Origin of the sequence: Flavobacterium weaverense (assembly GCF_003688495.1) — a bacterium.
In the GTDB taxonomy this organism is placed as follows: domain Bacteria; phylum Bacteroidota; class Bacteroidia; order Flavobacteriales; family Flavobacteriaceae; genus Flavobacterium; species Flavobacterium weaverense.
The window spans coordinates 292149-312443 of sequence record NZ_REFH01000007.1; the positions used below are offsets into that span (position 1 = coordinate 292149).

General features: G+C 32.9%; 19 protein-coding genes. 15 read left to right on the forward strand and 4 right to left on the reverse strand.

From position 1 onward, the window contains the following. The first annotated feature begins 103 nt into the window (after positions 1 to 103). From BC961_RS01320 to dnaG, 4 genes are all read left to right on the forward strand, one after another. On the forward strand, positions 104 to 664 hold the full coding sequence (locus tag BC961_RS01320; RefSeq protein WP_121924054.1) for an RNA polymerase sigma factor: 561 nt from the start codon (positions 104 to 106) through the stop codon (positions 662 to 664). Beyond that, a complete protein-coding gene (locus tag BC961_RS01325) occupies positions 651 to 1367 on the forward strand; it encodes a hypothetical protein (RefSeq protein WP_121924055.1) in 717 nt (238 codons plus the stop codon). Before BC961_RS01320 ends, BC961_RS01325 begins: the two co-directional genes overlap by 14 nt. Positions 1368 to 1404: 37 nt before the next feature. After that, positions 1405 to 2997 carry a hypothetical protein gene (locus tag BC961_RS01330; RefSeq protein WP_147440525.1) on the forward strand — a complete coding sequence of 531 codons (1593 nt, stop codon included), beginning with the start codon at positions 1405 to 1407 and terminating at the stop codon, positions 2995 to 2997. 130 nt (positions 2998 to 3127) lie between these two features. Beyond that, the gene (gene dnaG, locus BC961_RS01335) at positions 3128 to 5113 is read left to right on the forward strand and encodes a DNA primase (protein ID WP_121924057.1); all 1986 of its coding nucleotides are present in this window, start codon (positions 3128 to 3130) and stop codon (positions 5111 to 5113) included. Here dnaG and BC961_RS01340 read toward each other — a convergent pair. Both BC961_RS01340 and nadE read right to left on the reverse strand, forming a co-directional pair. Beyond that, entirely contained in the window at positions 5110 to 5739 is a 630-nt protein-coding gene (locus tag BC961_RS01340) for a response regulator transcription factor (RefSeq protein ID WP_121924058.1), read from the reverse strand. The two genes, dnaG and BC961_RS01340, sit on opposite strands and share 4 nt — an antisense overlap. 94 nt (positions 5740 to 5833) lie before the next feature. Continuing rightward, the gene (gene nadE / locus BC961_RS01345; protein ID WP_121924059.1) at positions 5834 to 6634 is read right to left on the reverse strand and encodes an NAD(+) synthase; all 801 of its coding nucleotides are present in this window, start codon (positions 6632 to 6634) and stop codon (positions 5834 to 5836) included. A 100-nt stretch (positions 6635 to 6734) separates the two neighbouring features. On the opposite strand from nadE, the gene gldB reads away from it, so the two are divergent. Then, positions 6735 to 7691, forward strand: a complete 957-nt coding sequence (gene gldB / locus BC961_RS01350) for a gliding motility lipoprotein GldB (protein WP_121924060.1) — start codon at positions 6735 to 6737, stop codon at positions 7689 to 7691. Further along, a complete protein-coding gene (gldC, locus tag BC961_RS01355; RefSeq protein ID WP_121924061.1) occupies positions 7691 to 8026 on the forward strand; it encodes a gliding motility protein GldC in 336 nt (111 codons plus the stop codon). The genes gldB and gldC overlap by 1 nt, the downstream gene beginning before the upstream one ends. A 73-nt stretch (positions 8027 to 8099) precedes the next feature. Here gldC and yihA read toward each other — a convergent pair whose 3' ends face one another. Both yihA and BC961_RS01365 read right to left on the reverse strand, forming a co-directional pair. Continuing rightward, a complete protein-coding gene (yihA, locus tag BC961_RS01360; RefSeq protein WP_121924062.1) occupies positions 8100 to 8720 on the reverse strand; it encodes a ribosome biogenesis GTP-binding protein YihA/YsxC in 621 nt (206 codons plus the stop codon). Between the two features lie 24 nt (positions 8721 to 8744). Then, a complete protein-coding gene (locus BC961_RS01365) occupies positions 8745 to 9524 on the reverse strand; it encodes an alpha/beta fold hydrolase (protein WP_121924499.1) in 780 nt (259 codons plus the stop codon). 378 nt (positions 9525 to 9902) lie between these two features. On the opposite strand from BC961_RS01365, the gene mraZ reads away from it, so the two are divergent. The 9 genes from mraZ to murG all read left to right on the forward strand — a co-directional run bounded on the left by mraZ (position 9903) and on the right by murG (position 20230). Then, the gene (mraZ, locus tag BC961_RS01370; protein ID WP_121924063.1) at positions 9903 to 10376 is read left to right on the forward strand and encodes a division/cell wall cluster transcriptional repressor MraZ; all 474 of its coding nucleotides are present in this window, start codon (positions 9903 to 9905) and stop codon (positions 10374 to 10376) included. After that, the gene (gene rsmH, locus BC961_RS01375) at positions 10351 to 11259 is read left to right on the forward strand and encodes a 16S rRNA (cytosine(1402)-N(4))-methyltransferase RsmH (RefSeq protein ID WP_211331298.1); all 909 of its coding nucleotides are present in this window, start codon (positions 10351 to 10353) and stop codon (positions 11257 to 11259) included. Before mraZ ends, rsmH begins: the two co-directional genes overlap by 26 nt. Positions 11260 to 11360: 101 nt before the next feature. Further along, positions 11361 to 11708: an FtsL-like putative cell division protein gene (locus BC961_RS01380; RefSeq protein ID WP_121924065.1), complete on the forward strand. Its 348-nt coding sequence runs from the start codon at positions 11361 to 11363 to the stop codon at positions 11706 to 11708. Then, the gene (locus tag BC961_RS01385; RefSeq protein WP_121924066.1) at positions 11699 to 13702 is read left to right on the forward strand and encodes a penicillin-binding protein; all 2004 of its coding nucleotides are present in this window, start codon (positions 11699 to 11701) and stop codon (positions 13700 to 13702) included. The genes BC961_RS01380 and BC961_RS01385 overlap by 10 nt, the downstream gene beginning before the upstream one ends. Further along, entirely contained in the window at positions 13699 to 15162 is a 1464-nt protein-coding gene (locus tag BC961_RS01390) for a UDP-N-acetylmuramoyl-L-alanyl-D-glutamate--2,6-diaminopimelate ligase (protein WP_121924067.1), read from the forward strand. Before BC961_RS01385 ends, BC961_RS01390 begins: the two co-directional genes overlap by 4 nt. A gap of 21 nt (positions 15163 to 15183) precedes the next feature. Continuing rightward, the gene (gene mraY / locus BC961_RS01395; RefSeq protein ID WP_121924068.1) at positions 15184 to 16413 is read left to right on the forward strand and encodes a phospho-N-acetylmuramoyl-pentapeptide-transferase; all 1230 of its coding nucleotides are present in this window, start codon (positions 15184 to 15186) and stop codon (positions 16411 to 16413) included. A 1-nt stretch (position 16414) separates the two neighbouring features. Further along, positions 16415 to 17746: a UDP-N-acetylmuramoyl-L-alanine--D-glutamate ligase gene (murD, locus tag BC961_RS01400; RefSeq protein ID WP_121924069.1), complete on the forward strand. Its 1332-nt coding sequence runs from the start codon at positions 16415 to 16417 to the stop codon at positions 17744 to 17746. A gap of 75 nt (positions 17747 to 17821) precedes the next feature. Next, positions 17822 to 19111, forward strand: coding sequence for an FtsW/RodA/SpoVE family cell cycle protein (locus BC961_RS01405; RefSeq protein ID WP_121924070.1), 1290 nt, complete (start codon positions 17822 to 17824; stop codon positions 19109 to 19111). Positions 19112 to 19138: 27 nt separating this feature from the next. Beyond that, positions 19139 to 20230 (forward strand): undecaprenyldiphospho-muramoylpentapeptide beta-N-acetylglucosaminyltransferase, encoded by a 1092-nt coding sequence (gene murG, locus BC961_RS01410; RefSeq protein WP_121924071.1) that lies wholly within the window; start codon positions 19139 to 19141, stop codon positions 20228 to 20230. Positions 20231 to 20295: the final 65 nt, after the last annotated feature.

Below are 20295 nucleotides of genomic sequence, written 5' to 3' on the forward strand. Positions count from 1 at the left end.
AAGTAGAAGTCCCATTCAATGTCAAAAAGCAATTATAATTAAAAATTTTGCTGTTAGTATTGAACTTTCAAATTGCCATTGAATTTTGCCATTGAAACTATTTATGAAAGTAATCAATTTACATCAACGAGAAAGTGAATTAATCCAGTTAGCTGTCGATAATAATCGACAAGCGCAGCAGCAGATTTACACTCAGTTTTCTCCCAAAATGTTAAGTGTTTGCCGTCAATATATAAAAGACATTCATCAAGCTGAAGATATTATGATAACCGCTTTTATGAAAGTGTTTGTTAATCTTAAGAATTTCCAGCAGAGTGGAAGTTTTGAATGTTGGATCAGGAAAATTATGGTAAATGAATGTATTTCCTTTATTAGAGTCAATAAGAAAATAAAATACATTGAAGACGAAACTTTTTTTGAAGAGCGCTTTAATAATGTCGAAAGTAAATTTTCAATAGAAGATATTCAGTTTTTGATTGATGGTTTACCAGATGGTTATAAAATGGTTTTTAATTTATTTGCAATTGAAGGTTTTAAACATCATGAGATTGCCGAACTTTTAGGTATTAGCGAAGGAACGTCGAAGTCTCAATTATCACACGCTAGAAAAATGTTGCAAGGACAGATTAACAAGTCAAAAAATTATAGTTATGGAACTGAATAAATTTGAAAAAGAATTTAAGAAGCAGTTAGACGCTCGCGAAATTCAGCCTTCAAAAATGGCATGGGAAAAACTAGACGCTATGCTGACTGTAAAGGAGAAACCAAAAGCGAACTTTTTTTGGATCTATATTGCTGCAAGTTTTGTCGGTTTTTTATTAATTGGAACTTTCTATTTCCGTGCGATTGAACCTGCAGTGCAAATTGATATTATGCCTTTAGTTATTGAACAAAAACAGAATAGTAATGATGCTGAACAAGAGGAAGTTGATAATGAATATTTAGATCCTGATCTATTACATAATAATAATTCGAAAGCAAACAACATTGTTGGAAGTGTGCATACTACTACAAAGGCAGAAAGAAAATTAAATAAAGACGATAACCTTCCACTTAATAACGTATCAAATGATAAAAACGCTGTGGTAGTCATTTCGGAAAAACCTGTCGTACCAAATGCCACTAAAAATAGATATATGTCAGCGGAAAAACTTTTAGCAGAAGTGAGTACTACTAAAAATGAGATTAATACAATTGATAAAATAAGCCAGAGAACGAGAGGTGGTATCGCAGTAAGCTCAAACGATTTATTAAATAGTGCTGAAAGCGAACTCGATCAATCGTTCAAAGAGTCAGCGGTCAATAAAATTAATAAAAATTATAATGCACTTAGAACAGTATTAATTAATAGAAATTATCAAGAATAGAAATCAATCATCAATCATCAATCAAAAAACGAAAATCATGAGAAAAATTATTTTATTTACTGTTATTCTTTTGGTCGCAATGGTCGCCAAATTAAATGCTCAAAGCACGGGAAGTTATAAGTACGTTCTAGACTGGTCATACTGGGAACCAACATCTCCTAATTATAATATGAGTTTTGAAAAGAATCCACAATCAGCTGCTGAATACATTTTTAGTATAAAGTCAGTCAAAAGTAAGATTGATGGATTTGGTACTCTTATGAAAAGCGTTTCATCTGAATCTTACAAAGGTAAAACTGTTAAAATGTCTGGTTACATTAAAACCGAAAATGTAAAATCGTGGGCCGGACTGTGGATGCGAGTTGATTTTTATAAAACTCAAGTTCTTGCTTTTGACAACATGCAAAATAGAGGAATAAGAGGTACAAACGATTGGAAGAAATACGAAGTCGTTTTATTTGTACCAACAGATGCAACATCGATTTCGTACGGAACACTACTGGACGGCATAGGTCAAGTTTGGTTCAAAGACATCATGTTAGAAGTGATTGACGATTCTGTTGCCGAAACAGGAACCATTAAAGGAAGAAAAAATAAAGCAATTTCATTCGAAAAGAGAGCAAAAGCCATAGGTGACGAAATTAAATCAATTACTGAACGCGAAAAAAAGGCTTTAAAGGAAGAGATAGAGGCTATTAATCAGGATGTCTCCAAAGGAATAGTTACTAAAGAAAAAGCGGAAATGCTAAAGTTAGAGAAAGCATCAGTACGATCTAATACTATTGAAGCAAAAGTAGCGATCGAGGAAGCAAAGTTAAATCAATTAATTCAAGATAATGTTGATGGTAAATTTGATAATGAAGTAGAAAAAAGCGGTGGTAGAATGATTATGATTGGCGGAAGTAATACAGAAATTGGAAAAAATCAAACAGAAATTAATATTACGTCCTTGAAAGTATACGATGGTAATGAAGATAAAGAAAATCGTAAGTCCAAGCGCACCACAAGTCAAATGGTTTTTGCAGCAGGTTTAAATAATGTTGTAACAAACGGTAAAGTTGAAAATTCTGATTTTAGATATTTAGGATCTCATTTCTATGAATTGGGTATCACCTACAACAGTAGAATAGCAGAAAAAAATAATTTGTTGCATGCTAAATATGGTTTATCAGTAATGTACAATAATCTTCGTCCAACGGATAATCGCAGTTTTGTTGTAAATGGAAAAGAAACGGATCTTGTTGTTGATTCTAGAAATTTAAATGATTCCCGTTTTAGAAATGTTTATTTAGTTGCGCCATTACATTTAGAATTTGATTTTTCAGGTAATAAAGAATCAAATGGAAATACACTTTTTAGAACGCACAATAGTTTTCGTTTAGGATTGGGTGGATATGCTGGAGTAAATTTGAAATCAAAACAAATAACAAAGTATGATAAAAATGATCTCAAGGTTACTGATAAACTTAAAGGAGATTTCAATACCAATGATTTTATGTATGGTTTAAGTACTTACGTAGGGTATCAGTCTACTAGTTTATATTTGAAATATGATTTGAGTCCATTATTTAAAGATAATATAGTGAAACAGAACAATGTTTCGTTAGGAGTTCGTTTCGATTTCAATTAATATTTTTTGAGTTAGTTAATTAGTTAGAAAGTGCTTCGAAAGAGGCACTTTTTTTTGTTTTGATTTAGAAGAATGAACTTTCATTTGTGTATTTTTGCATTCGTCAAATCTTTTAATTCCCAATTACATTTTGATTTCAAAAGCTACTATTGATACCGTTTTCGAAACTGCTCGAGTAGAGGAGGTAATAGGCGATTTTGTAAATTTAAAACGTGCTGGAAGTAACTTTAAGGGATTAAGTCCTTTTTCTGAAGAACGCTCTCCGTCATTTATGGTTTCTCCAGCAAAAGGGATCTGGAAGGATTTCAGTTCAGGAAAAGGTGGTAATTCAGTTGCTTTTTTAATGGAACATGAGCATTTTACTTATCCAGAAGCTATTAGATATTTAGCTAAGAAATATAATATCGAAATTGAAGAAACGGAGCAAACAGATGAGGAGAAGGCCAATACTGATATTAGAGAGAGCATGTATCTAGTTTCAGAATTTGCAAAGACTTATTTTCATAATACACTTTTAAATTCTGAAGAGGGAAAAGCAATTGGATATTCCTATTTTAAAGAAAGAGGCTTTACTAATGAAACTATAAAGAAATTTGGTTTAGGTTATTCTCCTGAAGCTTGGGATGCTTTTACAAAAGAAGCTTTAGGAAAAGGATATAAATTAGAATTTCTAGAAAGCACTGGTTTGACTATTGCGAGAGAAGACAAGCCTTTCGACCGATTTAAAGGTCGTGTTATGTTTCCTATACAAAGTATGTCTGGTAGAGTATTAGGTTTTGGTGGTCGTATTCTCACTAATGATAAAAAAGCGGCCAAATATCTTAATTCGCCAGAAAGCGATATTTACCATAAAAGTAAAGTGCTGTATGGAATTTATCAAGCAAAACAATCTATTGCGAAGCTAGACAATTGCTATTTAGTAGAAGGATACACTGATGTAGTTCAGTTTAATCAAGCTGGAATTGAAAATGTAGTGGCTTCATCAGGTACTGCTTTAACGCCAGATCAAATTAGATTGGTAAATCGATTGACAAAGAATATCACTATGCTTTTTGATGGTGATGCTGCGGGACTGCGTGCCTCAATTCGAGGAATCGATTTGATTCTAGAAGAAGGTATGAATGTGAAAGTTTGTACATTTCCTGACGGAGAAGATCCCGATAGTTTTGCTAAAAAGACTTCGCATGATGATTTAGTATATTATCTTGAAAATAATGCTAAAGATTTTATTCAGTTTAAAGCCTCGATATTAATGAATGAAGCTAAAAACGATCCAATTAAAAAAGCGGATTTGATTCGGGATATGGTCGTTAGTATTTCAAAAATTCCAGATCGCATTCAACGAGAAATTTATATTCAAGAATGTTCTCGCATAATGGATATTTCTGAGCAAGTTTTACAAAGTACTTTAGCGCAGCTAGTTCAAAAAGAAGCAAATGAAGTCGGTAAAAAACATAGTAATTCAGAAACTACTCAAAAAGCTTTTGAAGTTGTAAAAAACGAAAGTATTGTTGGTGCTCATAAAGTTGATATCTTATATCGCCTAGAAAGAAAAATAATCGAAATCTTATTACTTTACGGAAATAAGGAAGAGGAATTTGAAGATACTTTTTTAAAAGCAAACGAAGATGGAGAGATTGCAACCTTTACTGAAAAAAAGCAATATAAAGTACATCAAAGAATTTATTTAAGTCTGCAAGAGGATGAGGTTGAATTAGCAAACCCATTGTTTAGGGATATTTTCAATAATTTAATAACCTACTTCAATCAACAAGAAAGCTTTAATTTAGAGCAATATTTGATGCATTTAGAACCTGATTTTGCTCAAGAGGTAACAGATATATTAATGGAGGACGAACGTCTTGTTTTGCATGACTGGGAAGGTCAAAATATTTTTCCCAAATCAAAAAATGATACCATCGGACAAAATGTTTCAGAAACGATTCTAACTATGAGATGGTATTTAGTAGGAATGATTATAGAAGAATTAAAAAACTCCATATTATCAGAATCAAATTCAGATAATACAGAGTCTATGTCGATGATCATGGATTACAATATTTTAATCCATTCTTTCTCTAAAAAATTAGGAAGAGTTATGTCTAGGTATAATTAGACAATCTCTAATTTTTTTGCTTTGTCAACTAAATCTACAAGATTTGTAACGTTCAGTTTTGTAAGCAATCGTAATTTGTAAGTACTAATTGTTTTTTCGTTAAGATTTAAGATTTCAGCAATTTCGTGGTTTTTCTTACCTCCACTTAAATAACGTAAAACTTCTACTTCGCGATTTGACAGTTTGCGGTACAAACGCTCACTTTTACTTTGTTTTGCAATCAACGCTAAGTTCTTCTTAACGGTTTCATTCATTATTATTTTCCCTTGGTATACTTTGATAATAGATATACCTAAAGTCTCTAATTTTTCTGATTTATGCACAAAACCAGATACTCCGGCTTTAATGGCATTTGGCGCATAAATTTGTTCAGAAAGACCACTGTAAATAATAATTTTAGTTTTTGGAAAACTTTTCAAGAGTGCTTTAACTTCAAAGATACTGGAGAGACCTTCCAGTTCTAAATCTAGTACTAATACATCAATGTCTTTCGTTTGAAGTATATCCCGCACCATCAAGAAATTACCGACATTGGCGGCAATCGAAATGTCTGCATTATCTTTAAAGTAAGATTTCACTCCAAAATGCACAACGGGATAGTTATCAGCTATACATACTTTAATCATAATTTTTATTTTTTAGAATTGTTTGTAATTGGACTCGTAAAATTAATAAATAATTTCTGTAATTAATTGCAAATCAATATAAAATATGATTTCTTTAATAATTGTCAATCTTGCATATTGGAATTGGTATCATTTTATGCTGATTGATTGCATTTAATCTTTTGTAAATTCCAAACACTTCTTGTTCTCTTCCTGAAAAATTATTTATGCTTTTTTTATTTTCGTCTTGGTGCATAGCCCATTCTAATTCGTCATAACTAGCGCCTAGTTGATCTTCATCAGTTCGATCATCACCAAATAGTCCATCAGTTGGAGAAGCTTCTAAAATTGATTGTGAAATATTTAAATAGCGCGCTAAAGCAAAAACTTCTGACTTCATTAAATCAGCAATTGGGCTTAAATCCACGCCTCCATCACCGTATTTTGTATAAAAACCAACACCAAAATCCTCAATTTTATTTCCAGTACCAGCAACTAATAAACCGTGAATCCCTGCAAAATAATATAAAGTTGTCATTCGTAATCTAGCTCTTGAATTGGCTAAAGCCAAATTTAATTTCGCCGCGTCTTTACTAACTGGAATTGCTGTCTTGAATGTTTCAAAAGTCGCGGTTAAGTCAGCTTCGACACTGCTTACATTAGGAAATTTTTCCTTTAATTGTTCGATATGCTCTCGACCTCTAGTAACATGACTTTGTGCTTGATGTATAGGCATCTCGACGCATAGAACCTGTAGACCAGTTTGCGCACAAAGATGAGAAGTAACAGCAGAATCTACTCCGCCAGAAATTCCAATTACAAATCCATTAACTTTTGAGTTTTCAGCGTATGTTTTTAACCAAGTGACAATTTGTTCATTCACTTTATCAAATTGCATTGTGTGTTTTTTAGTCATAATAATTTATGTTTTAAGAAGGAGGAACGTATATTTGCAAATTCAAATAATCATGCCTTTGTTTCCTAAACTCCTTTAGAAACAAATTTAATTAATATATATGAAAAATTATCTGTTTGTTGTAGTCTTTTCGTTGTTTATTCTTTCTTGTAATAAGAAGAATAAAGTAGAAAGTGCAGTAGCAGCAGTTCCTTTAGAATTAAAAGTAGAACGTTTTGATAAAGTGTTTTTTGAAACAAAACCAGCTGATTTAGAAAAAGTAAAAAATGAATTTCCTTATTTCTTTCCTGCTGGAAATGACGATAATGTTTGGTTAAGTAAAATGCAAGACCCTTTATGGAAAGAGGTGTATACTGAAGTTCAAAAAAAATATGCTGATTTTAAGCCTGAAAAAGAGAATTTAGAAAATCTTTTCAAACATATAAAATATTATTTTCCAGAAACAAAAACACCTAAGATTGTTACTATAATTTCTGAAATGGATTACAATAGTAAAGTGATTTATGCCGATAGTTTAGTGATCATTTCGCTCGAATTGTATTTAGGTAAAAATCATAAGTTTTATCAATTTCCTAATTATCTAAAGCAGAATTTTGAGCAAAAGCAAATTGCTGCAGATGTAGTTTCAAGTTTTTCAGCAACTAAAATTCCGCCTGTTATTGACAAGGATTTATTAAGTCAAATGATTTATAATGGTAAGCAATTGTATTTAAAAGACTTATTGCTTCCTAAATATTCTGATGCGGAGAAAATGGGATATACGGAGGAGCAAATAAAATGGTGTGATGAAAATGAAAATTATATGTGGCGTTATTTTATCGAAAGAGAAATGTTATATAGCAACGAACAAAAAATAATGTCACGATTTATAAATCCAGCTCCATTTTCTAAATTTTATTTAGAAATAGACAATGATTCTCCGGGAAGAGTTGGAGCATGGATCGGTTGGCAAATTGTGAGATCTTACGCCAAAAATAATGAAGTGCCAATCGCTGATTTATTGAAATTAAATGCAAAAGAGTTATTTGAAAAATCTAAATACAAACCCAAGAAATAATGTCAAATAAAAATACATCAGAAATTAAATTTATAGTCGAATTAGATGAAAATCGCGTTCCCGAAAAACTAATGTGGTCTGCACAAGACGGAGGAGTAGATGCGGAGGAGGCAAAAGCTATAATGCTTTCCATTTGGGATAGCAAAGCAAAAGAAAGCATGAGAATCGACTTGTGGACTAAAGATATGCCAGTTGACGAAATGAAAATTTTCTTTCACCAAACTCTAGTAGCGATGTCGGAAACTTTTAAACGCGCTACAGACGATGAAAAGATGGCTGACACGATGAAAGATTTTTGTGATTACTTTGCTGAGAAGTTAGATCTAGTTAAATAAAAATCAGAGAAAAAAAATTCCAAACTCCAACATTAAATTGGGATTTGGAATTTTTTTTATTTCAGTAGTTTTTTTAAGAGCCAGAATTATTTTTAAAAACTTCTTGATTTACTTCATCGATGTATCCAAGTAATTCCTCTTTTCCTGTAGATTCAGTCGCTGATGTTACAAAGTAATGTGGCATTTCAGCCCAGTTATTGGCGAACATATTTTTCTTGTAAGCAGCAATGTGAGAATCGATTTTCACTTTACTAATCTTATCGGCTTTAGTGAAAATAATGCAAAATGGAATTTCGCTTTCTCCCATGTAAGACATGAATTCGATATCGATAGTTTGCGCTTCATGACGAATATCAATTAAGACAAAAGCACAAACAAGTTGTTCTCTGGTCTCAAAATAATCAGTAATAAACTCTTGAAAGATTGATTTCGTTTTTTTAGAAACTTTAGCATAACCATAACCCGGTAAATCGACAAGATACCAATTGCTATTAATCAAAAAGTGATTTATCAACTGTGTTTTTCCTGGTCGACCAGATGTTTTTGCTAACTTTTTATGATTTGTTATCATGTTGATCAAGGAGGATTTCCCCACATTTGATCTACCAATAAAAGCATATTCCGGCAAGAAGTCTTTTGGACATTTACTTACTTCGGAATTACTAATAACAAATTCGGCTGTATTAATTTTCATTTTTTTCTATGTAAAATTCTCCTTTTATGCTTTTTGAACTGCGAGATGCGTTGTATTTAACCACTCTTCTAATAATTGATTAAATTCATCAGGGTGCTCCATCATGGCAGCATGTCCACATTTATCAATCCAGTATAAGCTTGAATTTGGAAGCAACTTATTAAATTCTTCTGCAACATCCGGAGGTGTTACTTTATCGTTTTTACCCCAAATAATACAAGTTTGAACATGCATTTTTGGTAAATCTTTTGCCATATTATGACGTATTGCGCTTTTAGCAATAGTCAATGTTTTTATTAATTTGATACGATCGTTTACTGATTCGTATACCTCGTCAATAAGTTCTTTAGTCGCTACTTTAGGATCATAAAATACATCTTCGGCTTTTTTCTTGATGTATTCGTAATCTCCTCTTTTTGGATAACTATCACCCATAGCGCTTTCGTAAAGTCCTGAGCTACCTGTTATTACAAGTCCTGCTACTTTTTCTGGATACATCTTAGTGTGATACAAAGCAATGTGTCCGCCTAATGAATTTCCTAAAAGGATAACGCGTTCTAATCCTTTAAATGTGATAAAATCCTTCACATACTTTGCAAAACTTTTCACATTAGTTTTCAAAATATTTTGTGTGTATATAGGTAAATCTGGAATTATGATTTTGTAACCTCTTGTAGAGAAATAATTTGCGACAGAATCGAAATTACTAAGTCCGCCCATAAGTCCGTGTAAGATGACAATTGGAGTTCCTTCGCCAGCTTCATAATAGCTGTATCTACCTTCTTTTTTATAGTTTTTTTCCATTTTGTTTAAAACCGGATTTTCAATTTTGACAAATATAGGATTTAATAAATAAAAATTAATTTTTAGCACCATTTTTAATCGGAAAATTATTAGATCATGCTAGTAAATAGAATTGATTTTTCTAAAATTCAGCTATTTTTTTCTTGTTTTTAAATTCGTAAATCCTATTTCGACACTCTTAAATTTGTTATTTTTTGTAGCTTTTTTTATAACATTATGTTTCTTACAAATAATGTAAAAAATGTGTAAGGAGTTGATTGCATATAAATTAACCCTTTTTGTTGTAAAGTGGTTAAACTTATTAACAAAGTGGTATTTAGTGGTAAATTGTGGTAATATTTTTTATATTTTTGCTCTATATCATTTAATACTTTTTACTTGGATACAATTGTCGGAACATATGAATGTAAAGTCGATGCTAAAGGAAGGCTGCTTATGCCAGCGCCTTTAAAAAAGCAGTTGGCTACTTCACTTCAAAACGGATTCGTTTTGAAGCGTTCTGTATTTCAGCCCTGTCTAGAGTTGTATCCCATGAAAGAATGGGACTTGATGATGCAAAAAATAAATAAATTAAATCGCTTTGTAAAGAAAAATAACGACTTCATCCGGCGCTTTACTGCAGGTGTGAAAATGGTCGAAATTGACGCTTTAGGTCGTTTATTGGTTCCTAAAGATTTAGTTGCTTTTGCTAGTATTACAAAAGAGGTGGTTTTTTCTTCTGCGGTTAACATAGTGGAGATTTGGGACAAAGATTTATACGAGAAATCAATAAGCGGTGAAGATCTAGATTTTGCAGATTTAGCTGAGGAAGTAATGGGAAATATAAATGACGACGACGATGGAATATCATAATCCGGTTTTGCTTCATGCATCAGTAGACGGTTTAAATATCAAGCCTGATGGTGTTTACGTTGATGTAACCTTTGGTGGAGGAGGACATTCGAGAGAGATTTTGAGTAGGTTAGGTCCCGAAGGTAAATTGTTTGCTTTTGATCAAGATGAAGATGCTTTAGCAAATACTATAGACGATGAAAGATTCACACTAATCAATGAGAATTTTAGATTCATAAAAAGATTTTTAAGGTTTTATGGAGTTAAAAGTGTAGACGGTATTTTAGGCGATTTAGGAGTTTCCTCTCATCAGTTTGATGTTCCAGAAAGAGGTTTTTCTACACGTTTTGATGCAAGTTTAGATATGAGAATGAGTCAGAAAAATGACTTGAATGCATATAGAGTAGTAAACGAATATGACGAGGCTAATTTAAGAAGAGTCTTTTTAGATTATGGTGAATTAAAAAACGCACCAGTTTTAGCTAGAACAATTATTGAAGCAAGAGAATTAAATCCTATCAAAACTACTGACAAATTAAAAGAAGTTTTGGCGCGACACTTACCAGAGAGAGTACGTAATAAAATTTTAGCTCAAATTTATCAAGCGATCCGAATTGAAGTTAATCAGGAGATGGATGTTTTAAAAGAATTTTTAGAACAATCACTGGAGGTCTTAAATCCAGAAGGAAGGTTAAGTGTTATTTCTTATCATTCTCTAGAAGATCGATTAGTTAAGCGATTTATGAAGAACGGTATGTTTGAAGGAGAACCAGAGCGAGATTTTTTTGGAAATTTCTCGGTTCCATTCAAAACTGTTGGAAAATTAATCGTTCCAGATAGCAATGAAATAAAAGAAAATAATCGAGCGCGAAGCGCGAAGTTGAGAATAGCTGAGAAAAGATAATTAAAACGTAGCAATTTCAGAGCTTGAAGTAATACAAGTATTTAAATGTGCTAAAATTCAAATCCAATATTAATGAGGATTAATTGATTAGAATAAAATAAATGAAAAACGGAGTATACAGTTTATTGAAAGCAAGATTCCTTGTAAATGAGGATGCAGTTAAAAACTGGCGTTTTATCGTTTTTATAATTCTGTTAGGTATAATAATGATTGCAAATACACAACGCTTTGAGCAAAAGGTGTTCAAAATCGTAGCGTTGACAAATCAAGCTAAGGAATTGCGTTCTGAGTTCGTAGACAGACGTTCAGAGTTAATGAAATTAAAAATGGAGTCCACGGTATCAGATAAAATGATTGAAAAAGAGATTTTTCCATCGACAGTTCCTCCAGTCAAAATAAAAGTTAAAATAGAAAAAGAGAAAGGCTTTTTTGAAAAATTATGGCAGTAGAAGATAAAAAAATATCAAATAGGATTTATCTAGTAGCTTTTGGCATTCTTGTCATGGCTATTGCTATTGCTGTGAAATTAACTAATATTCAGTGGGTTGAGGGCGATTACTATAGAAAATTAGCAAAAGAAAGAACGGTTCGAACATTTGTAATACCGGCTAATAAAGGTAATATCTACTCTGCAGATGGAAGTCTTTTGGCAACTTCGATTCCAAATTATGAGATTCGCTTTGATGCTCTTGCGCCAAAAGCAGAATCTTTCGAAAAAAATGTAAAAGCATTGTCAGATTCTTTGGCGACAGTATTAGGGAAATCATCTAGTTTCTACGAAAATGAACTTCGTAAGGCAAGAGCTAATAAAAATCGGTACTATCTATTAGCCCGTAAATTGAGTTATACGCAATACTTCAAAATTAAGGGATTTCCATTATTTAATTTGGGTGCTTACAAGGGCGGAATTATAATTCAACAAGAAACAGTAAGAGAACATCCGATAGGAAAAATTGCTGAAAGAACCGTAGGTTACGAGCGTACTTCAAATGGAGAATCCTACGATGGAAAAGGGATTGAATGGGCGTTTAGAAATGATTTAAATGGTAAAGACGGTAAGATTTTAAAGCAAAAAATAGCTAAAGGTCAGTGGAAACCCATTCGTGATGTAAATGAAGTTGATCCCCAAGATGGCTATGATGTAATATCTACGATTGACGTTTACATCCAAGATATTGCGCATCACGCTTTATTGAAGCAGTTAGAAATTTATCAAGCTGATCACGGTTGTGTGGTGGTTATGGAAACAAAAACAGGTCATGTAAAAGCGATTTCGAATCTAGGAAGAGCTAATGACGGAACGTATTATGAAACTACTAATTACGCTGTAGCCGAGTCACACGAACCAGGTTCCACATACAAATTAGCAGATTTAATGGCGCTTCTTGAAGATAAAAAAGCAGACACTAGTACGGTTTACGATAGAAATGGAGGATTGATTATGTACAGCGGAAGACGAGTGGAAGATTCTCATAGAGGAGGTCCACAGAAAATTTCTTTAGCTAGAGGATTTGAGATTTCGTCCAATACAGTAATGGTTAAAGCGGTTTATGAAGCGTATAAAAATGAACCCTCAAAATTTGTAAATCATCTGAACAATTTTGGTTTAAATAGAAAATTAGGACTTTCAATTAAAGGAGAGGGAGCGCCTTATGTTCCGCAACCAAAAGACAAACATTGGTCAAATATATCTCTGCCTTGGATGGCATTTGGATATGGAGTTTCTATCACACCGATGCAAACTTTAGCTTTTTACAATGCTGTTGCAAATAATGGTGAGATGGTAAAACCTCAGTTTGTTTCTGAAATTAAAGAGTGGAATAGAACAATTAAGAAATATGACAAAGAGGTTTTGATTCCTAGGATCTGCTCACAATCAACTATTTTAAAATTACGTGCTGTTTTAGAAAATGTAGTTAAAAAAGGTACTGGTTCTAAATTGTACTCTAAGGATTTCTCAATGGCTGGTAAAACTGGTACTGCGCAAGTGGGGTACGGAAAAAGCGGAAGATCTGGAATGTATTATGCATCTTCATTTGTAGGTTATTTTCCAGCGGATGAACCTAAATATTCTTGTATTGTTGTGGTTCATAAACCGAACACAGCTCTAAATAATTATTACGGTGCTGATGTTGCTGGGCCTGTTTTTAAAAGAATTGCACAGAAAATATTTACTGATGCTCCGTCAACAAACGAAATCAAAAATTTAGATCGAAAAATTGCAAAACAGGAAAAGGATTACGATGCTTATTTTACTAAATCACATGAAAAAACGCAACTAATACCAAATACTAAGGGTATGTCGGGTATGGATGCGGTTGCATTACTTGGTAATTTAGGATTGAAGGTGAAAGTTCAAGGTGTTGGTAAAGTAAAAAAACAATCGATTGAAGCGGGACAAAACTTAGATAAAAACGCAACAATTTTATTAGAATTATCATGAGTGTATTAAAAGACATATTATATAAAGTAGCCATTGTTGCCGTAAAAGGTCCAACAGATATTGCTATAGCTAAGATGGATTTTGATTCAAGAAAAATTGAAACTAATGATGTTTTTGTTGCTATTCGTGGTTCAATTTCTGACGGTCATGATTTTATTAAAAAAGCAATTCAAAACGGAGCTACTGCTGTTGTATGCGATACTTTTCCCGAAATTATTGAGCAAGGGATTACTTATGTTCAAGTAAAAGAAACAAATTCTGCTTTAGCTTTTATGGCTGCTAATTATTTTGGAAATCCTTCTCAAGGTCTGAAATTAGTTGGTATAACGGGTACAAATGGTAAAACAACTATTGCTTCTTTATTATTCCAGTTGTTTCAAAAAGCGGGATTCAAAGTGGGTTTGCTTTCTACAGTTAAGATTGTAGTCGATACAACTGAATATAAAGCGACTCATACTACACCTGATTCGATAACTATAAATCACTATCTAAAAGAAATGGTAGAAAGTGGCGTAGAATATTGTTTTATGGAAGTGAGTTCGCACGGAATTCATCAAAAAAGAACAGAAGCGCTACATTTTGTTGGAGGTATTTTTACCAATTTATCGCATGATCATTTAGATTATCATCCAACTTTTGCTGAATATAGGGATGTCAAAAAATCATTTTTTGATAATCTTCCAAAAACCGCCTTCGTATTATCGAATATAGATGATAAAAACGGACAAGTGATGCTACAGAATACTGTGGCAAAAAAGCTTACGTACGCTTTGAAATCGTACGCTGATTATAAAGCGCAAATCCTTGAAAATCAATTATCAGGATTGTTGTTAAAAATTAATGGCAGCGAAGTTTGGGTAAAGTTGATAGGGACTTTTAATGCTTACAATCTATTAGCTATTTATGGAACGGCTGTCGAGTTAGGAATGGAAAGTCTTGAAGTACTGCGTTTACTTTCTGATTTAGAAAGTGTTTCTGGTCGTTTTCAATTTATAGTTTCTTCGTCCAATATAACTGCAATTGTTGATTATGCTCATACTCCTGACGCATTAGACAATGTGCTAAAGACGATTAATGATATCCGTACAAAAAACGAACAACTTATTACAGTTGTAGGTTGTGGTGGTAATAGAGATAAGACTAAACGTCCTGTTATGGCTGAAATAGCTACCGCATTAAGTGATAAAGCAATTTTAACTTCAGATAACCCAAGAGATGAAAACCCAGAAGCTATCATTAGTGAAATGGAACAAGGTGTTGCACCTCAAAATTATAAAAAGTTATTGTCGATTACAGATAGAAAGCAAGCGATAAAAACAGCTTGTCAATTGGCTCAGCCTAATGACATCATCCTTATTGCTGGTAAAGGTCATGAGACGTACCAAGAGATTAAAGGCATCCGTCAACATTTTGACGATATGGAAACGGTAAAAGAAATTTTAGAACAACTTAATAAATAACCAAATAATCCATAACCGCATATGCTATACTATTTATTTGAATATTTAGACAAAACATTGGATGTTTCTGGTACAGGAGTTTTTCAATATATTACTGTAAGATCCGCATTAGCATTTATGTTATCGTTGCTATTGTCTACGATTTATGGTAAAAGAATTATCCAGTTTTTGCAAAGACAACAAGTAGGTGAAACAGTTCGTGAATTAGGTTTAGCTGGTCAGAATGAGAAAGCGGGTACGCCAACAATGGGTGGTTTGATTATTATTTTTGCAACACTAGTTCCAGTTATACTTTTTGCAAAATTGCATAATATCTATGTCGTTTTATTGATCGTTACAACCCTTTGGATGGGGACAATTGGATTTGTGGACGATTATATAAAAATATTCAAAAAAGATAAAGCAGGTTTAAAAGGGATTTTTAAAGTTTTTGGCCAAGTTGGTTTGGGTTTAATCGTGGGAACAGTGCTATACTTCAGCCCTGCAGTTACAGTTAGACAAGATACTGGTAAGATCGATATTTTTAGAGTTACCACTGAAAATGTAATTGTACAAACACCTGTCGAAGAGAAATCTACCGTTACTACTATCCCGTTCTTTAAAAATAATGAATTCGATTACGCTGAATTGTTAGCATGGACAGGTGATGGATATCATAAATGGGCTTGGTTGGTTTTCATACCGGTAGTAATTTTTATTATAACGGCTGTTTCAAATGGAGCTAATCTAACAGATGGAATTGACGGACTTGCCGCTGGAACTTCGGCAGTCTCCGTTTTAGCTCTAGGAATATTTACGTTTGTTTCCGGAAATATTATTTTCTCTAATTACTTGAATATAATGTATATCCCTAATTCAGGGGAGATGACAGTATTTATCGCCGCATTTGTGGGTGCTTTGATAGGGTTTTTATGGTATAACTCTTATCCTGCTTCTGTGTTTATGGGAGATACAGGAAGTTTAACAATAGGTGGAATCATCGCAGTATTAGCTATTGCTGTTCGAAAAGAAATGTTGATTCCGTTATTATGCGGAATATTCCTTGTCGAAAATCTTTCTGTCGTTCTTCAAGTGAGTTATTTTAAATACACCAAGAAACGCTTTGGCGAAGGCCGACGAATATTTTTAATGTCACCGTTGCATCACCACTATCAGAAAAAAGGATATCACGAAAGTAAAATTGTTACACGGTTTTGGATTGTCGCTATAATGCTAGCCATCTTATCAATTATCACTCTAAAATTAAGATAGTATGAGACTAGTAATTCTTGGAGGAGGGGAGAGCGGTGTAGGAACTGCAATTCTAGGTAAGAAAAAAGGTTACGATGTATTTGTATCTGATTTTGGAAAAATAAAAGGCAATTATAAAGAAATTCTTTTAATAAACGGAATTGCTTGGGAAGAAGAAAAGCATACGGAGGAATTGATTTTGAATGCCGATTTAGTGATGAAAAGTCCAGGAATTCCAGATAAATCGCCAATAGTTAAAAAGCTTCTAGAAAAGGGAATTCGAGTAATTTCAGAAATAGAATTTGCCGCTCCATTTACAAATGCGACAATAATTGGGATAACGGGTAGTAATGGAAAAACTACCACCACAATGTTAACGCATCATCTGCTAAAATCAGCAGGACTAAATGCAGGAATAGGAGGGAACATTGGAAAGAGTTTCGCATGGCAAGTTGCAGATAATAAATATGATTGTTACGTCTTAGAGTTAAGTAGTTTTCAGCTCGACGGAATAAAGAATTTTAAACCGCACATTGCAATTATTACAAATATTAGTCCAGATCATTTAGATCGATATGATTACAAATATGAGAATTACATTGATTCGAAATTCAGAATAACGATGAATCAAACTGAGGATGATTTCCTCATATATGATGCAGATGACGAAGCCATGAACGAGTGGTTTACAAAACATAAAACGAACGCAAAATTAATTCCTTTTTCATTGACAAAAATACTAGAAGAAGGAGTCTTTATAAATAACAACAAAATGGATATTAAAATTAGTCAAGAAGAGTTTACAATGGATACAGAATACATTGCCTTGGAAGGAAAACATAACATGAAAAACGCAATGGCAGCAACCTCTGTAGCAAAATTAATGCAAATAAGAAAAGCTACAATTAGAGAAAGCCTTTCTAATTTTCAGGGTGTAGAACATCGTCTTGAAAAAGTTTTAAAAATCCAGAACGTGCAATACATCAACGATTCTAAAGCGACAAATGTAAACGCTACTTTTTATGCTTTAGATAGTATGAACACACCAACAGTTTGGATCGTGGGTGGTGTTGATAAAGGAAATGATTATAACGAATTAATGTCACTAGTTCGTGAAAAAGTAAAAGCGATAATCTGTTTAGGAGTGGATAATAAAAAAATTATTGACGCTTTTGGAAATGTTGTTGATATGATGATTGAAGTTGATAATATGGAAGATGCAGTTAAGATGGCGCAGCGTTTAACTGAGAAAGGAGATTCGGTTTTACTTTCTCCTGCATGTGCTAGTTTTGATTTATTCGAAAGCTACGAAGACAGAGGAAATCAATTTAAGCAAGCAATTAAGAATTTATAGATTGATTTTAATCTCGAGACTTTAAAGTGAATTGGCTTTAAATTTGGAATTATAAAAAGTTAAATAAACAGCATTATGAAACAATTGATAGGTAATTTAAAAGGAGATAAAGGAATATGGTCATTCGTGGCTTTATTAGCCTTGTTTTCGTTTATGCCTGTTTTTAGTGCAAGTAGTAATTTAGCGTACATAGGGCATGGTACAGGAAATACTCTAGGATATCTCTTGAAACATTTGGGTCACATTCTGTTTGGTTTTTTGATTATCTTTTTAGTTCATAATGTCCCTTATCTCTATTTCAGGTCTATTTCTAAATGGTTGTTGCCATTGGTCTGGGCAGTTTTAGCTTTAGCAATGATCAAAGGAACCATTGTAGGCGGGGCAAATGCGAGTAGATGGATTCAGATACCTTTTGTGGGAATCTCATTTCAACCTTCGACATTTGCAGCACTAGTTTTATTCGTTTTTGTGGCTCGGTATTTATCAAAGACAAGAGAACATCCAATTGATTTTGTCGAGTCTTTAAAAGAACTTTGGTTACCTGTTTTTATCACATTAATTCTGATTCTTCCTTCCAATTTTTCTACAACAGCATTGATTTTTTCAATGATTGTAATGTTAACATTTATTGGAAAATATCCAGTAAAATACATAGGAATTATTGTTGGTTCAGGCATACTATTTCTAATGTTCTTTATTTTAGTTTCAAAGGCCTTTCCAGATGCAAAGATGTTTAGTAGAGTTCGTACGTGGGAAAGTAGAATTGAAAATTTTAGTACTGATAAACCAGATGAGGACGATTACCAAATTGAAAAAGCAAAAATAGCAATTGCTTCAGGAATGATTTACGGATTAGGTCCAGGAAAGAGTATTCAAAAAAACTTTTTACCACAATCCTCTTCCGATTTTATATTTGCAATTATTATTGAAGAATACGGTTTAATAGGTGGTTTAGGAGTCTTATCACTGTATTTATTGTTGCTTTTCCGTTTTGTTATTGCTTCTCACAAAGCAAATACACTCTTTGGAAAACTGGTGGTTATAGGATTGGGTTTCCCCATGATTTTTCAAGCCATGATTAACATGGCAGTTGCAGTTGAGCTATTACCGGTCACCGGTCAAACATTACCATTAATTAGTAGTGGAGGAACATCAATTTGGATGACGTGTATTGCTTTAGGAATCATTATTGGTGTAACTAAAAAAGAAGAGGAAATCACTCAGGAATTGAAAAACGCCGCTAAAAGAGAAGAGGCGCTTCAAAAGCTAATCGATAGAGAATTAGAAGATGAAGATAATGTTGAAGAAGGATATTCGATAGAAGATAAAGCTTCAAATCCTATGAATGCTGTTCTAAACAAATAATAAAAAGTTTTAAAATAAAATTAGAAAATGAAACCATACAAATTCATATTAAGCGGCGGCGGAACTGGAGGACATATCTATCCAGCGATTGCTATTGCTAATGAATTAAAGTCTCGTTTTCCAGATGCAGAATTCCTTTTTGTTGGCGCAGAAGATAAAATGGAAATGCAAAAAGTACCGCAGTCCGGATATAAAATTATTGGACTTTGGATTGCAGGAATACAAAGAAGAATAACATTTGATAATGCTTTGTTTCCAATAAAATTACTAAGTAGTTTATTAAAGGCCAGAAAAATTATAAGAGAATTCAAACCCGATGTAGTTATTGGTACAGGAGGTTTTGCTAGTGGACCGCTATTGCAAATTGCAGGTTTTGCTGGTATTCCAACTGTTATTCAGGAGCAAAATTCATATCCTGGAATTACTAATAAGTTATTGAGCAAAAAGGCTAGCAAAATTTGTGTAGCCTACGAAAATTTAGAAAGGTTTTTTCCAAAAGAGAAAATGATTTTAACTGGTAATCCGGTTCGTCAAGATGTACTGGACATTGATTCCAAGAGAAGTGAAGCGATTTCCTATTTTAATCTAGATGATAATAAAAAAACATTATTGATTTTAGGGGGTAGTTTAGGATCCCGAAGAATCAATCAATTAATTGAAAAAGAGTTGGATTTTTTATTAGCGTTGGGTGTTCAAATATTCTGGCAGTGTGGAAATTTTTATATGGCGGAGTATAAAATTTTTTCCGAGCGAGAAGATGTACAAGTAGTTTCATTTATTGATCGTATGGACTTGATTTATGCAGCTGCTGACTTTGTGATTTCTCGTGCGGGAGCATCATCGGTTTCAGAATTATGTTTAGTTGGAAAGCCAACTATTTTCATACCGTCTCCAAATGTTGCTGAAGATCACCAAACTAAAAATGGAAAAGCAATTGTAGATAAAAAAGGTGCTTTACTTATTAAAGAAAGCGAATTAGAGGAAAAATTTGAATCTGTTTTTAATAAGTTGTTATATGATGAAAACTTACAGCGTAATTTAAGTTTAAACATGAAAAAATTGGCTAAGCCAAATGCAACAAAAGACATTGTTGAAGAGATAATAAAATTAATAAAGTAGAAATAGCGGTAACAAAATTCGATTTCGAAAAGAACTATAATTTTTGAAATTGGAATACGTAACTG